This is a genomic window from Streptomyces sp. AC627_RSS907 (assembly GCF_019049165.1).
The window spans coordinates 38,682-50,907 of the sequence record NZ_JAGMUE010000053.1; the positions used below are offsets into that span (position 1 = coordinate 38,682).

14 protein-coding genes are annotated in these 12,226 nt (G+C 73.2%); 4 read left to right on the forward strand and 10 right to left on the reverse strand.

What is annotated here, in order from left to right:
• Window positions 1-83: morphogenic membrane protein MmpA (gene mmpA / locus KUM32_RS45280; protein ID WP_374227514.1), on the reverse strand; the 83-nt coding region annotated here is incomplete at its 3' end.
• Between the two features lie 169 nt (window positions 84-252).
• Here mmpA and KUM32_RS14845 point away from each other — a divergent pair.
• A complete protein-coding gene (locus KUM32_RS14845) occupies window positions 253-447 on the forward strand; it encodes a hypothetical protein (RefSeq protein ID WP_217142340.1) in 195 nt (64 codons plus the stop codon).
• Here the strand turns inward: KUM32_RS14845 and KUM32_RS14850 are convergent.
• Entirely contained in the window at window positions 444-1,139 is a 696-nt protein-coding gene (locus KUM32_RS14850) for an endonuclease V (protein ID WP_217142341.1), read from the reverse strand. The genes KUM32_RS14845 and KUM32_RS14850 overlap by 4 nt on opposite strands.
• A gap of 40 nt (window positions 1,140-1,179) precedes the next feature.
• Between KUM32_RS14850 and KUM32_RS14855 the strand changes: the two genes are divergently transcribed.
• The gene (locus KUM32_RS14855) at window positions 1,180-1,476 is read left to right on the forward strand and encodes a YciI family protein (protein ID WP_217142342.1); all 297 of its coding nucleotides are present in this window, start codon (window positions 1,180-1,182) and stop codon (window positions 1,474-1,476) included.
• 13 nt (window positions 1,477-1,489) lie between these two features.
• Here KUM32_RS14855 and KUM32_RS14860 read toward each other — a convergent pair whose 3' ends face one another.
• The 4 genes from KUM32_RS14860 to KUM32_RS14875 form a co-directional block, all read right to left on the reverse strand.
• Complete coding sequence (locus tag KUM32_RS14860; RefSeq protein ID WP_217142343.1) at window positions 1,490-1,819, reverse strand: plasmid stabilization protein; 330 nt, start codon at window positions 1,817-1,819, stop codon at window positions 1,490-1,492.
• Window positions 1,820-1,961: 142 nt separating this feature from the next.
• Complete coding sequence (locus tag KUM32_RS14865) at window positions 1,962-2,990, reverse strand: oxidoreductase (RefSeq protein ID WP_217142394.1); 1,029 nt, start codon at window positions 2,988-2,990, stop codon at window positions 1,962-1,964.
• A gap of 261 nt (window positions 2,991-3,251) precedes the next feature.
• Window positions 3,252-3,668 carry an SsgA family sporulation/cell division regulator gene (locus tag KUM32_RS14870; RefSeq protein WP_217142344.1) on the reverse strand — a complete coding sequence of 139 codons (417 nt, stop codon included), beginning with the start codon at window positions 3,666-3,668 and terminating at the stop codon, window positions 3,252-3,254.
• Window positions 3,669-3,937: 269 nt separating this feature from the next.
• The gene (locus tag KUM32_RS14875) at window positions 3,938-4,600 is read right to left on the reverse strand and encodes a GPP34 family phosphoprotein (RefSeq protein ID WP_217142345.1); all 663 of its coding nucleotides are present in this window, start codon (window positions 4,598-4,600) and stop codon (window positions 3,938-3,940) included.
• Window positions 4,601-4,995: 395 nt separating this feature from the next.
• Between KUM32_RS14875 and KUM32_RS14880 the strand changes: the two genes are divergently transcribed.
• A complete protein-coding gene (locus tag KUM32_RS14880; protein ID WP_217142346.1) occupies window positions 4,996-6,633 on the forward strand; it encodes an ABC-F family ATP-binding cassette domain-containing protein in 1,638 nt (545 codons plus the stop codon).
• A 90-nt stretch (window positions 6,634-6,723) separates the two neighbouring features.
• On the opposite strand, the gene KUM32_RS14885 is transcribed toward KUM32_RS14880, so the two are convergent.
• Together KUM32_RS14885 and KUM32_RS14890 are read right to left on the reverse strand one after the other, a co-directional pair.
• On the reverse strand, window positions 6,724-7,929 hold the full coding sequence (locus tag KUM32_RS14885; RefSeq protein ID WP_217142347.1) for a cytochrome P450: 1,206 nt from the start codon (window positions 7,927-7,929) through the stop codon (window positions 6,724-6,726).
• The gene (locus KUM32_RS14890; protein ID WP_217142348.1) at window positions 7,929-8,927 is read right to left on the reverse strand and encodes a DUF1259 domain-containing protein; all 999 of its coding nucleotides are present in this window, start codon (window positions 8,925-8,927) and stop codon (window positions 7,929-7,931) included. The genes KUM32_RS14885 and KUM32_RS14890 overlap by 1 nt, the downstream gene beginning before the upstream one ends.
• 457 nt (window positions 8,928-9,384) lie before the next feature.
• Here KUM32_RS14890 and KUM32_RS14895 point away from each other — a divergent pair, with 457 nt between their 5' ends.
• On the forward strand, window positions 9,385-10,359 hold the full coding sequence (locus KUM32_RS14895) for an acyl-ACP desaturase (protein WP_217142349.1): 975 nt from the start codon (window positions 9,385-9,387) through the stop codon (window positions 10,357-10,359).
• Between the two features lie 58 nt (window positions 10,360-10,417).
• Here KUM32_RS14895 and KUM32_RS14900 read toward each other — a convergent pair whose 3' ends face one another.
• Complete coding sequence (locus tag KUM32_RS14900; RefSeq protein ID WP_217142350.1) at window positions 10,418-10,663, reverse strand: WhiB family transcriptional regulator; 246 nt, start codon at window positions 10,661-10,663, stop codon at window positions 10,418-10,420.
• A 298-nt stretch (window positions 10,664-10,961) separates the two neighbouring features.
• Window positions 10,962-12,011, reverse strand: coding sequence for a LacI family DNA-binding transcriptional regulator (locus KUM32_RS14905; RefSeq protein ID WP_217142351.1), 1,050 nt, complete (start codon window positions 12,009-12,011; stop codon window positions 10,962-10,964).
• Window positions 12,012-12,226 lie beyond the last annotated feature (215 nt).

Consider the following 12,226-nt stretch of genomic DNA (forward strand, 5'->3'; position numbering starts at 1 on the left):
AGCACCAGCCCCGCCACCACGGCCCGCTCCACGGGCCGGCCGGACTGCTGGGCGGAGCGCTGGGGTGCACGGTGCGTCGTCATGCGGTCCAGCCTGCCTCCGCCGACGACGGTGGCACATCCGTACGGATACTCAGACTGCACGGCGGGGTCCCTCACCGCGGTTGGAAGGTTTTCCCGCGCCGGAAGGCCCGCCACCGGCCATCGAGTACGGCAAAGTGCCCATGGGCAGTTCAATGAAACCCTTGAGGGTATGAGATTCCTTCTCGAAGTCACCATGGACGAGGGCGCGCTCGCCGAGGACCCCGTGGGCGAGCTCCAGCGGATCCTGCGGTACTGGGGCGGCAATCTGCGGCACTGCGAGCTGCGCCCGGGTGACGCCTCGGCGATCTACGACTCCGCGTACCAGGAGGTGGGCCGCTGGAGCGTCGAGGGGCAGCCCACCTAGGCGGTGGCGGACCGCAGGGCCTCACGGCACAGGGCGTCGGCCCTGCGGGTCGTCTCCGGCAGGCGGTAGGCGGGGGCCAGCGCCAGCGTGTGCGCGCAGGCGTTGTCGAGGCTCACGCGGTGACCGACGGAGACGAAGACCGGCTTGACCGCCTCACGCGTACGGACGGCGCGCCCGACCTCCTCGGCACCGGCGAGCAGCGGGGACACGCTGCCGCGCGGCGCGTCCGGGTCGTCGTACGTGAAGGTGAACGGGTTCTTGGCCACGCCGATCGTCGGCAGGCCGGTCAGCACGCCGAGGTGGCTCGCCAGGCCGAAGCGGCGCGGGTGGGCCAGGCCGTAGCCGTCGCAGACGACCAGGCCGGGCGGGCAGGGCAGCGCCTCCAGGGCGGCGAGGACGGTCGGGATCTCCCGGAAGGCGAGAAGACCGGGCACGTAGGGGAAGGAGATCCGCCCCACGGCGGTCGCCTCGGCGACGACGGCGAGGGTGGCGGCGTCGAGCACGACGGCCGCCGCCACGACGACGTCGCGTCCGTCGTCGTAGGCGACGTCCACCCCGGTCACGCGGCCGGTGCCGGGCGGCGGGCCCGGCTCGTCGAGCACGACGCGCGCCCGCAGTTCGTCCTGGACGGCGCGGGCCCGGTCCTCGGTCGCGGGCCAGTCGGCGGGGATCTGCACGGTCACGGTCGTCATGGTGGCCCCAGCCTACGGGGCGCGCAGTACGCTCGTGATCATGTTCGTACTGGAGCTGTCCTACACCGCCCCGCTCGACGCCGTGGACGCCGTGCTGCCGGACCACGTGGCATGGCTGGACGAGCTGTACGCGCAGGGGGTCTTCCTGGCTTCCGGGCGCAAGGAGCCCCGCGACGGCGGGGTGATCATCGCCGTCGCGGAGGACCGGGCGCGGATGGAGCAGATCACCGCGGGCGACCCGCTCGTCACGGCCGGCGTGTGCGCGTACCGCATCACCGAGTTCGTCGCCGGCAGGACGGCTCCCGTCCTGGAGCGGTACCGGGAGACGCTCGCCTAGAAGGCGGCGCGGCTCACTTGCCGAGCGCGCGCTGGAGCTCGCCCTTGTTCATGTGCGAACGGCCGTGGACGTCCCGGCGCCTGGCCTCCTGGTACAGCTGGTCGTAGGTGGGCCCCTGGGAGCCCTGCCGGGACCCGGACCGCCGGCCGCCCCGCTCGCCGGGCGACTTGTCCCGCGTGGACGTACGGCTGGCGGTCTTCGACTCGCCGGACCGGGCGCGCTCCTTGTTCACCGTCCGCGCGGCGATCTCCTTGGCGCGGCCGGTGCTCTCGCCGCGGTCCTCGGCGCTCTCCTTGATGTGCTCGTACTGCCGCTCCCGCTTGGAGCTCGAACCGCGTGGCATGTCCGTTCACTTCCTCTCACGCTCAGCGAACGGATACCCACGTCGCGGACAAGCATCCCCGGACGGGCATGCCCGGCGGGACATCGTCGGACGGGCATCTCCGGACGGGCATGGCCGGACGGACGTCCCGCCGCGCGCGGCGTCAGTGCTCCAGCCGGGCGACCCGCCCTTGCTCGCCGGCGGCCCAACAGCCCCGGTCCGGGGTGCAGTCCACGGTGTCGTACGACCCCGCGTCGACGGTCCGCCAGGTACGGCCGCCGTCCGTGGTGAGGTCGGTGCCGGTGGGGCCGACCGCGAGGGCGGAGCCGCGGCTGTGCGGGAGCCAGGCCACGCCGGAGCGGTAGGAGGACGGTGAGCGGTCCGCGGTCCGCCAGGTACGGCCGCCGTCGCCGGTACGCGCCGCCGCCCTCGGTGAGGGCTGGTCCGGGCGGAAGTCGCCGCCGACCGCGAGGCCGTGGGCACGGTCGCGGAAGGCGAGGGCGAAGACGCCCCGGGCCGGGTCGCCCGCCGGGACCGGAGCGTCGGAGGCCGTCCAGGTGAGGCCGCGGTCGGCGGAGTGCAGCACGCGCGCGCGTTCCGCGCCGCCGGTGGCCAGCCACACGTCCCTGGGTCCGGAAGAGACCAGGCACTGACCACTGGCGGCGAACCCGGCCTCGCCCTCCTGCGCGGCCGGCATCCCCCTGCTGGGCAGCACCTTCCAGGAGCGCCCTCCGTCACCGGTCGACAGGATGCGGAACTTCCCGTCCACCGGGTCGCTCATGGCGAGTCCGTGACGGTGGTCGAAGAAGGTGAGGCAGTCGTAGAACGCCCGCGCGTCGGTGTTGCGGAAGGACTCGGTCCAGGTCGCCCCGCCGTCGTCGGTGCGGTACACGCGGGACGCCTCGCCCTCGCCGATGGCCAGCACCACGGCCCGGCGGGCGTCGAAGGCCTCGACGTCCCGGAACTGCAGCTCACCGGCGCCCGGCGGTGACACGTCCCGCCAGGTGTCGCCACCGTCGGTCGTGCGCAGGACGGTGCCCCGCGTGCCGGCCACCCAGGCGGTGTGCCGGCTGACGGCCGCGAGCCCCCGGAACCGGACGTCGGACACCCCGGTGTCCTTCACGTCCCAGTGCGACCGCTGGTGCGCCTGCGCCGGTACGGCCGTCAGCGCGGCCAGCGCCGCCGCGCACACCGCCCCCGCGGTCGCCGCCCGTGCCGTACGCCCGCCGCGGGTCCGGGTGGATCGTGCCGTGCTTCGCGTGCTCCCCAAGCGCCTCATGGCGGGCGAAGCTAGCCCACCGCCCCGGTGCCGTCCAGAGGACCGCGAGCGGCGGGCGCGCGGGGCGGGAGTGCCGCACGTGACCGACGGTGCCCGCGGGCACCGTCCCGCCGCGGGACTCGGGCCGACGGCGACTGCCCGGACGGGGCCCGGAGCCGCCCCCTGGCCCGCGTCTCAGCACGTCCCGCGCATCAGCTCCGCCAGGTCGTGGTCCAGGTCCAGCTGGAGGTGTTCCCGTCCGACGGGCACCAGCTCGCTGCTGGCCTGCAGGAACCGGCGCAGCTCGCCCGAGCGCACGTGGATCACGGCCGTGCCCTCGGGTGCGTGGAACTCCAGGACGGTGCGGTCGTATCCGTACGGGCGCACGCGCACGTCGCCGTGACCGTCCGGCTCCCGCATCCCCGCGATGAGCAGCTCGCGGGAGAAGGTCCAGCAGACCTCGACGCCCTCGAGGGTGGCCGGCGCCGGGAAGGTCATGCGGACGGCGAACGGGTCGCTCCGGTCGTAGCGCAGGGTGGCGGGAATGCTCGGCATGCGCGGCGCGGCGGCGACGAGACGCGCCTCGACGGGCTGCTCGATGACGGTGGACAACGCCTTGCTCCCTCGTGACGGCTGGACGGACTTCCGGGGTGGTGCGGGCCGGGCACTGGAAGAGACGACGGAATCAGCCGATCCGTGCACACGACGACCGAGTGACCTCTGTCACCGCCTTCATGCACGGGAGTGGCGTGACTCTCCTCGCAAGCTCCCGACGGTACGGGCGGCACCCCCGGCGCGTGCGGCTCGCTCGACCGGCCGGGCGGGATCCGTGCCCGCGCGCGTCGTGGATCCGACACGGTCGTCGTCCCGGCCCGCCCTTCTCAGCCGCCCTCCGGCGCCACGGCGCGCGCGGCCTCCGCGCCCCGCACCTCGTCCACGATCCTCCGCAGTCCGGGGAGCGCCGCCCCGCCGCGGGCGGTCAGCTCGGCGATCCTTTCTTCCCGGCGCGCGCCGGTCCCGTGCGCGCCGAGGGTGCGCAGCTCCGCAGCCGCCGCCAGCACGACCACGACCGCGTCCCGCTCGGAGACCTCCCCGGCCGGAACCGGACCCTCCAGGACGTACCGCGTCTCCTCGCACAGTGCCTGCGCCACGGCGACCCGCTCCAGGACGTACTCCACGGACGGGAACACGCCGAGGACACGTCGCTTCTCCGCACGCAGGTACTCCTCGGCCACCAGCTGTTCCCGGACCGCGTCGAAGGTGACCCGCGCGTGCAGCCGCACCCACGTCCGCCACCGGTGCGGCAGCGACTCGCGCACGAGGTCCAGCAGTCCGTCGAGGACGGCGTCCCCGGTGCGGGAGTCCAGGTCCGCGGGGGTGGCGATGCCCTCGTCGTCGGTGAGCAGACCACGCCGGGCCAGTTCGGTGAGCGCGCCGGCGCGCACCAGGTGGTGGATCCGGGCGGTGCCGGTGGCATCGGGCCGCGCGGAGTCCCAGGCCAGCAGGCAGAGCCGGGCCGGCGGTGAGAGCGGGCCTTCGGGCACGGGACCTCCTCGGGGCCGTGGGGCCGGGGACGGATGCCTGGATCGCGGGGTCCCGGGGCCTGGGACCCCGGGGCCTGGGATCCCGGGCCCGCGGAATCTCCGGACGATAAACCGTTGACAGCCCACCCGGTCCCTCCTACGGTGTACAGCGCTTCTGTTGCCGCCGATCGGAGAAGGACGTTGCTCGTCTGAGGTCCTGAGACACCGCGTCACACACGTCACGTGTGTGCGCCGCGTGCGACCTCGGCGTTCGAGCCGTCCTTGCGGAGCAGGGCTTTTCTCCCGCCCTAGCGCCCTCTGGGCTCCTCCTTCCCACGCCCGACGGCGGTCGCCGCCTCCCGGTGTCTCGATACGCGTTTGCCCCTGACCGCTTCGAGCAACCGCGGAGACCCCGTATGTCTACTTCCCCCACCTGTTCCCTCACCTGCGCCTCCCTCTCCTTCGCCTGGCCGGGCGGCACGCCCGTCTTCGACGGACTCGACGCCGTCTTCGGCCCCGGCAGGACCGGACTCGTCGGCGTCAACGGGTCAGGTAAATCAACCCTGTTGAAACTGATCGCCGGGCAGCTCACCCCGGCCGACGGTGCCGTCCGCGTGGTCGGCGAGGTCGGATACCTCCCGCAGAACGTCACGCTCGACACCGCGCTGCGCGTCGACGAGGCGCTCGGCATCGCCGCCCGGCGGGCCGCGCTGCACGCCATCGAGGGGGGCGACGTCGCCGAGGAGCACTTCGAGACCGTCGGCGACGACTGGGACGTCGAGGAACGCGCCCTCGCCACGCTCGGCGAACTCGGCCTCGGCCACGTCGGGCTCGACCGCACCGTCGGCGAGGTCTCGGGTGGCGAGTCGGTGCTGCTGCGCCTGGCCGCGCTGCTGCTGCGCCGGCCCGACATCCTGCTGCTGGACGAACCCACCAACAACCTCGACCTGTACGCGCGCAGGCGGCTGTACGCGGCCGTCGCCTCCTGGCCGGGGGTGATGGTCGTGGTCAGCCACGACCGCGAGCTGCTGGACCTCGTCGACCAGATCGCCGACCTGCGTTCGGGGGAGATCACCTGGTACGGCGGGAACTTCTCGGCGTACCAGGAGGCCCTGGCCGTCGAGCAGGAGGCGGCCGAGCGGATGGTGCGCGTCGCCGAGTCGGACCTGCGCAAGCAGAAGCGCGAGCTGACCGAGGCCCAGATCAAGCTGGCCCGCCGCAAGCGGTACGGCCAGAAGATGTGGGACCAGAAGCGCGAGCCGAAGATCGTCATGGGGGCACGCAAGCGCGCGGCGCAGGAGTCCGCGGGCAAGCACCGCATCATGCACGAGGAGAAGCTCGCCGAGGCCAGGGAGCGGCTGGACGACGCCGTGGAGGCCGTGCGGGACGACGACGAGATCCGCGTCGACCTGCCGTACACGGCGGTGCCGCCGGGCCGCTCCGTACTCACACTGCGGGACCTGGAGCTGGTGTACGGCGCGCGCGTGGGGGCCGGTCTCGATCTGCACGGCCCCGAGCGGGTCGCGCTGATCGGGCGCAACGGCGCGGGCAAGACCACGTTGCTGCGCACCGTCGCCGGGGAACTGGAGCCGGTGGCCGGCGAGGCGACGGCGCACGTCCCGCTGCGGTTCCTGCCGCAGCGCCTGGACGTCCTCGACGACGATCTCAGCGTCGCCGAGAACGTGGCCCGGTTCGCGCCGGGCGCCACCAACAACCGGATCCGGGCGCGGCTGGCGCGCTTCCTGTTCCGGGGCGCCCGCGCCGACCAGAAGGCGTCCACGCTGTCCGGCGGCGAACGCTTCCGGGCGACGCTGGCCGCGCTGATGCTGGCCGAGCCCGCCCCGCAGCTGCTGATGCTGGACGAGCCGACGAACAACCTGGACATGGCGAGCGTGCGGCAGCTCACCACCGCGCTGGAGTCGTACGAGGGGGCGCTGGTCGTGGCCAGCCACGACCTGCCGTTCCTGGAGTCGATCGGCATCACCCGCTGGCTGCTGCTGGAGGAGGGAGAGCTGAGGGAGACCACGCCGGAAGCCGTCGGACATCCCGCGTAGCCGCGCGGCCGGCACGGCGGGGCGGGGGGTGCGGGAGGAGTCCGTGAGGCCTCTCCCCCACCCCCTGCTCCCCGTGGCCCGGCGGACCTCCTACCAGGCCACCGGCAGCTCCAGCGGGAAGCGCCTGATGGTCTCGGTGTCCCACCGCACCTCCTCGGGCGGCACCGCGAGCCGCAGCCCGGGGAAGCGCTCGATGAGCCGGCCGATGGCCACTTCGAGCTCCGCCATGGCCAACGGCATCGCGATGCACCGGTGCCCGCCCCAGCCGAACGTCATGTGGGGGGAGCTGGGCCGGTCCGGGTCGATGACGTCCGGGTCGGGGAAGCGTTCCGGATCGCGGTTGGCCGTCAGGTACGACACGTGGACGAACTCGCCCGCCCGGATCCGCACACCGTCCAGTTCCACGTCCTCGAGGGCCACCCGGGGGATGCCGACCCCTTTGCGGAACGGGATGTGGCGGAGCATCTCGTGCAGGACGCCGGTCAGGGTCTCGGGCCGGCGCCTGAGGTGTTCCATCAGCTCGGGACGGGTCAGCAGCAGGTACACGATGTTGCTGATCTCGCAGGTCGCCGTGTCCTGGCCGCTGAGCGCCAGCATCAGCGCCATGACGGCCAGTTCCCTGTCGTCGAGCTGCTCCTGGCCGTCCCGCGCGGCGGCCATCGCGCTGATGAGGTCCGGGCCGGGCGAGTTCCGGCGCTGTTCGACGAGTTTCCCGAAGTAGGCCGTCAGATCGGCCTTGGCCTCCGCGGCCGCCTCCTTGCTGTCCGCGCCGACCGCGAGCAGCTGGTGCACGGACTCCTGGATCCGGGGCCATTCCTGCCGCTCGATGCCGAGGAGGTCCATGATGGTGTGCTGGGGTAGCGGGTCGGAGAGGTGCCGGACCAGATCCGTCGGCGGTCCCTGCTCCTCCATCTCGTCCAGCAGGAGGTCCGCGAGACGGACGATCCGGTGCCGCATCGCCTCGACGTGCGGCTGGGTGAAGGCCTGCGAGGCCAGGTGGCGGACGCGGCTGCTGTGCGGCGGGTCCATCACGTTGATCGACTCGGGGGAGACGATGGGCTCCGGCGTCATCCGCGGGTAGTCCTTGCCGATGATGCCCGCCCGGCTGAGCCGGTGGTCGGTGGTGACCTGCTTGACGCCTTCGAAGCCGGTGACCAGCCAGGCGTCGGCGTCCCCGTAGCTGAGCCGGATGCGGGTGGGGGAGCCGCGGCGCATCAGGTCGGCCAGGGCGGGGTCGAAGTCCAGGACCTCGCTGAAGTCGAACGGGCAGGTGATCGCTTCGTTGTTGTCAGCCATCAGACCACTCCTCCGGGCATGGGTACGACGTTGGTGGTGTCCACGGCCGGCCGCAGGCCCTTGGCGAGGCTCACGGCGTCACCGACGGCCCAGTAGTGGACGAAGAACAGGCGCGGCTCGTCGGTCAGACCGTGGTGGTGCAGCTCGACGAGGTCGATCCCACCGCGCCGCAGGGCCTTGAGGGCGGGCTGGACCTCGTGGGCGACCAACGCCAGGTCGCCGCTGAGCGCGGCCCGGCCACCGCCGAGCGGCTGGAAACCGACGGCGCTGGTGGCGCCCAGTCCCGGCGGCAGGATCACGTGGCCGTCGGTGATGGTCTCGCGACGGACGTAGGTGCACCTGTAGACGCTGTCGTCGGCGTACCCCTCGACGCCGAGCGCGGCGTCGATCCCGGCGGTGTCGAGGTCCGCGGGCGGCGAGACGGAGAGGGGTTCGGCGAGCGGGGTGCCGGTGCGCTCGAGCGCGGCGCGCAGACCGCGGGCGACGGCGACCGGGTCGTGGCCGTGGGCGTGCACGTGGACCCACCAGACGGACGGCTGGTGGGCGAGCAGGTGCTTGTGGATGGCGGTCTGTTCGATCCCGTGCTGGTGCAGGACGTCACTGAAGCCCTGCAGTTCGCGCTCGGTGACCACGGTGTCGCCCATCAGGAGGCTGCTGTGGTCGGCGTAGCGGACGAAGGACACGTGGGTGCCCAGAGCGAGCGCGGGGTCGATCCGGACGCCGTGGGAGAAGATCGTGAGGTCCCAGCGCGGAAAGCCCGTGTGGTACATGTACCGCCGCATGTCACCGGTCCGCCCGAGGGCCCTGCCGACCTCCGTCCAGTCAGCCGGTTCGGTCCTCACGGGCTCGACCGGCGCGCCGTCCGCCCGTCCTGCGGGCAGGGCACCGGCGCGGGCGGGCATCCCGGCGAGTACGGGCCCCAGGGCCGCCGCGGCCAGTAGACGGCGCCGGGACGCGGGGGGCCGGAAGCGGGTGTTCTGCTGTCGGTCGTCAGCCATGTCGTATGCCTCCTGGCGCGATGGAAACACGAGAGGCCGCACGGACCGGTGACCCGCACCGTCACGCCAGCCAGGTGGGCTAAGGGTCGGGGAGGGTGCCGGACCGCCGGTGCCGGCGGGCGGGCCCTGCCGGTGCCCGGGCGGCGGACGGGGGCCCTCCCGCACGCCGGTGGCCGTGGACACCGGCCAGGCCGGGAAGCCGGAGAGCTGTGTGACGTGCCTCTCGGTCCGGCCGCGGGAGCTGGACGCCGCAGGGGTGCGGATATCACCCGTCCGGCGCAGGACCCGTACATCCCGGGGCCTTCGCGTGCGCTGACGGCGGGTGGTTGATCAGCGCCTTTACGGGGCGTTTAACCTACGGTCTCGTAACCTACGGTTTCGTAGCCTACGATCCCGTAGGTTCCCGGCACCGCTCGCCGGCCGCTCCGCCCTGTCGCACGTCCCCCTGGAGTTATTCGTGACGATCGTCTCCCCGTACCTCGGCAGTTCCGCCGAATGGACCGACGCCCGGCTGCTGTTCGCGCTGGAGGAAGTCGTCGAGAGGGAACTCAACCGGCATCTGAAGGTCGCCAAGGACTGGATGCCGCACGAGTACGTGCCGTGGAGCGACGGCCGCAACTTCCCGGGGCTGTTCGAGGACGGCGAGGCCTGGGAGAAGGAGCAGTCCAAGGTCACCGAGATCGGCAGGATCGCGCTGGTGGTGAACCTGCTGACGGAGGACAACCTCCCCAGCTACCACCACGAGATCGCGAGCCTCTTCGGCCGCGACGGCGCCTGGGGCACCTGGGTGCACCGCTGGACCGCCGAGGAGGGCCGCCACGGCATCGTGATGCGCGACTACCTGCTCGCCTCGCGCGCGGTCGACCCGGACAAGCTGGAGCAGTTCCGCATGGCCCACATGAGCGAGGGCTTCGAGTCGGACAACCGGCACTCGATGCTGCACTCGGTGGCCTACGTCGCCTTCCAGGAGCTGGCCACCCGCATCTCGCACCGCAACACGGGCCACCAGTCCGGCGACCCGGTCTGCGACCGCATGCTGGCCCGCATCGCGACCGACGAGAACCTGCACATGGTCTTCTACCGGAACCTGCTCAAGGCGGCCTTCGAGATCGCTCCCGACCTGACGATGCAGGCGGTGCGGGACGTGGTCGTGAACTTCCGGATGCCCGGTCACGGCATCCCGGGCTTCGAGCGCGCCGCCGCGCAGATGGCGATCGGCGAGGTCTACAACCTGCGCATCCACCACGACGACGTGATCCAGCCCGTGCTGCGCTTCCTGAAGGTCATGGAGATCGACGGCCTGGGGCCCGAGGGCCGCGAGGCCCAGGAGGAACTGGGTCTGTACATGGGCGGGCTGGACGCCGAGGCCGCCAAGTTCGACGAGAAGCTCGCGACGCGCAAGGCGCGGATGGCGGCCCGCGCGGCGGGCTGACCGCATCCCCGCCACCCGTGCCGGCCACCAGCACGAGTGGTGCGGGACGGGCCCCGCGTCAGTGCCGGGTGCGCCGCAGCTCCAGCCGCTCCTTCTCCGACAGCCCGCCCCAGACGCCGAAGCGCTCGTCGTTGCTCAGCGCGTACTCCAGGCAGGCCGAGCGGATCGGGCACAGGGCGCAGATCCGCTTCGCGTCCCGCACGGAGCTCCCGGGCTCGGGGAAGAAGAAGTCAGCCCCGGTCTGTGCGCACAACGCCTCCTGCTGCCAGGCGAGGTCGGGCGTCGCGATCGTTTCGATGTGCATGGGCAGGAGCGTGCCGGGCGGCGAAAAACGTTCGATCAACGCGGGATCAACGCGCGCGGCGGGGACCCGGGCCGTCCCATGGTCCCCCGCGCCGCACGGGGTCGCACGGCGGCGCGCGGAAGCGACGGCCGGTCGTCGGTGAATGACTCGGCAGGGCAGGCGACGGGCCCCTCCGAGGAGGGCGATGACGCTCACCACCCGTTTCGTCACCGGCGTCCCGGACTGGACCGACGTCGGCGGGCTGGACGGCACGGTGCGGATGCCCGCCACGGACAGCGAGGGCGTCGGCCGCCTCGCTTCACGCGGTCGCGCGGCGGACCAGGGTCGTCGGCAGGACCACGCCGGACGGCGTGTCCGGTGCGGTCGCCGTGGGGTCCTCGGCGCCCGCGCCGCGGTCCAGGCCGCGCAGCAGCAGGCGGGCCATCAGCCGGCCCATTCCCTCGATGTCCTGGCGGACCGTGGTCAGCGGCGGGTCGGTCTGCTCGGCGACGGGCAGCATGTCGTCGAAGCCGACCACGGCCACGTCGTCCGGCACCCGCCGCCCCCGCTCGCGCAGCACCCGCAGCGCGCCCGCGGCGGTGAGGTCGTTGGCCGCGAACACGGCGTCCAGGTCCGGGCACCGCTCCAGCAGCTCCCGCATCGCCCGTTCCCCGCCGCCGGAGGTGAAGTCGCCGCGTGCGACCAGCTCCGGGCCGGCGCCCGCCCGGACGTCGCGGAAGCCGGCGAGGCGGTCGGCCGCGGAGGTCTGGTCGAGCGGGCCGGTGATGTGCGCGATACGGGCGCGGCCGAGGCCGGCCAGGTGGCGCACGGCCTCACGGGCGCCGCCGCGGTTGTCGCTGTCCACGTAGACCACGTCGTCCCGGCCGTCGTCCCAGTCGGGGCGCCCGCCGAACACGGTCGGCACGCCGGCGTCCCGGACGAGGCCGGGCAGCGGGTCGTCGAGGTGCAGGGAGAAGACGAGCGCGCCGTCGACGTGGCCGCCGGCCAGATAGCGGCCGACCCGGGCGTGGTCCTCGCGGCCCTCGGTGAGCAGCAGCACGAGCTGGTTGTCGTGGGCCGTCAGTTCCTTGCTGATGCCGCGCAGTCGCTGGGCGAAGTACGGGTCGGCGAAGACCCGGGTCTCCGGTTCGGCGGCGACGACGGCGACGGCGTCGTGGCGTCGGGTCACGAGGCTGCGGGCAGCCCGGTTGGGCACGTACCCGAGTTCCTCCACCGCGCGCCGGACCCGGTCGGCCAGCGCGTCCCGCACCCCGTGCGCCCCGTTGACGACCCGGGACACGGTGGCCCGCGAGACCCCGGCCCGCTCGGCCACGGCCTCCAGCGTGGGACGTGGCGCGGTCGCGGTCACTTCGGGACTCCTCGTCGGCGGCTGCGGCTCAGGATAGCGGCAGGCCACCGGACGGGAGAGCACGCTCCCGGCGCGGGAAAACGGGTTGTACCGGGGGACGGACGGCGTCACCATCGCTTCATGTTCACGTGAACGGCCCATGACGCCTGACCGGCTCGCCACCCGCGCCCGGCCCCCCGCGCGTACGGGCGCGGGGGCCGCAGGGGTCGTGCGGG

Coding starts and splice junctions, on each gene's coding strand:
- KUM32_RS14845 (WP_217142340.1), top strand. CDS start 253: ATGAGATTCCTTCTCGAAGTCACCATGGACGAGGGCGCGCTCGCCGAG.
- KUM32_RS14850 (WP_217142341.1), bottom strand. CDS start 1,139: ATGACGACCGTGACCGTGCAGATCCCCGCCGACTGGCCCGCGACCGAG.
- KUM32_RS14855 (WP_217142342.1), top strand. CDS start 1,180: ATGTTCGTACTGGAGCTGTCCTACACCGCCCCGCTCGACGCCGTGGAC.
- KUM32_RS14860 (WP_217142343.1), bottom strand. CDS start 1,819: ATGCCACGCGGTTCGAGCTCCAAGCGGGAGCGGCAGTACGAGCACATC.
- KUM32_RS14880 (WP_217142346.1), top strand. CDS start 4,996: ATGTCTACTTCCCCCACCTGTTCCCTCACCTGCGCCTCCCTCTCCTTC.
- KUM32_RS14885 (WP_217142347.1), bottom strand. CDS start 7,929: ATGGCTGACAACAACGAAGCGATCACCTGCCCGTTCGACTTCAGCGAG.
- KUM32_RS14890 (WP_217142348.1), bottom strand. CDS start 8,927: ATGGCTGACGACCGACAGCAGAACACCCGCTTCCGGCCCCCCGCGTCC.
- KUM32_RS14900 (WP_217142350.1), bottom strand. CDS start 10,663: ATGCACATCGAAACGATCGCGACGCCCGACCTCGCCTGGCAGCAGGAG.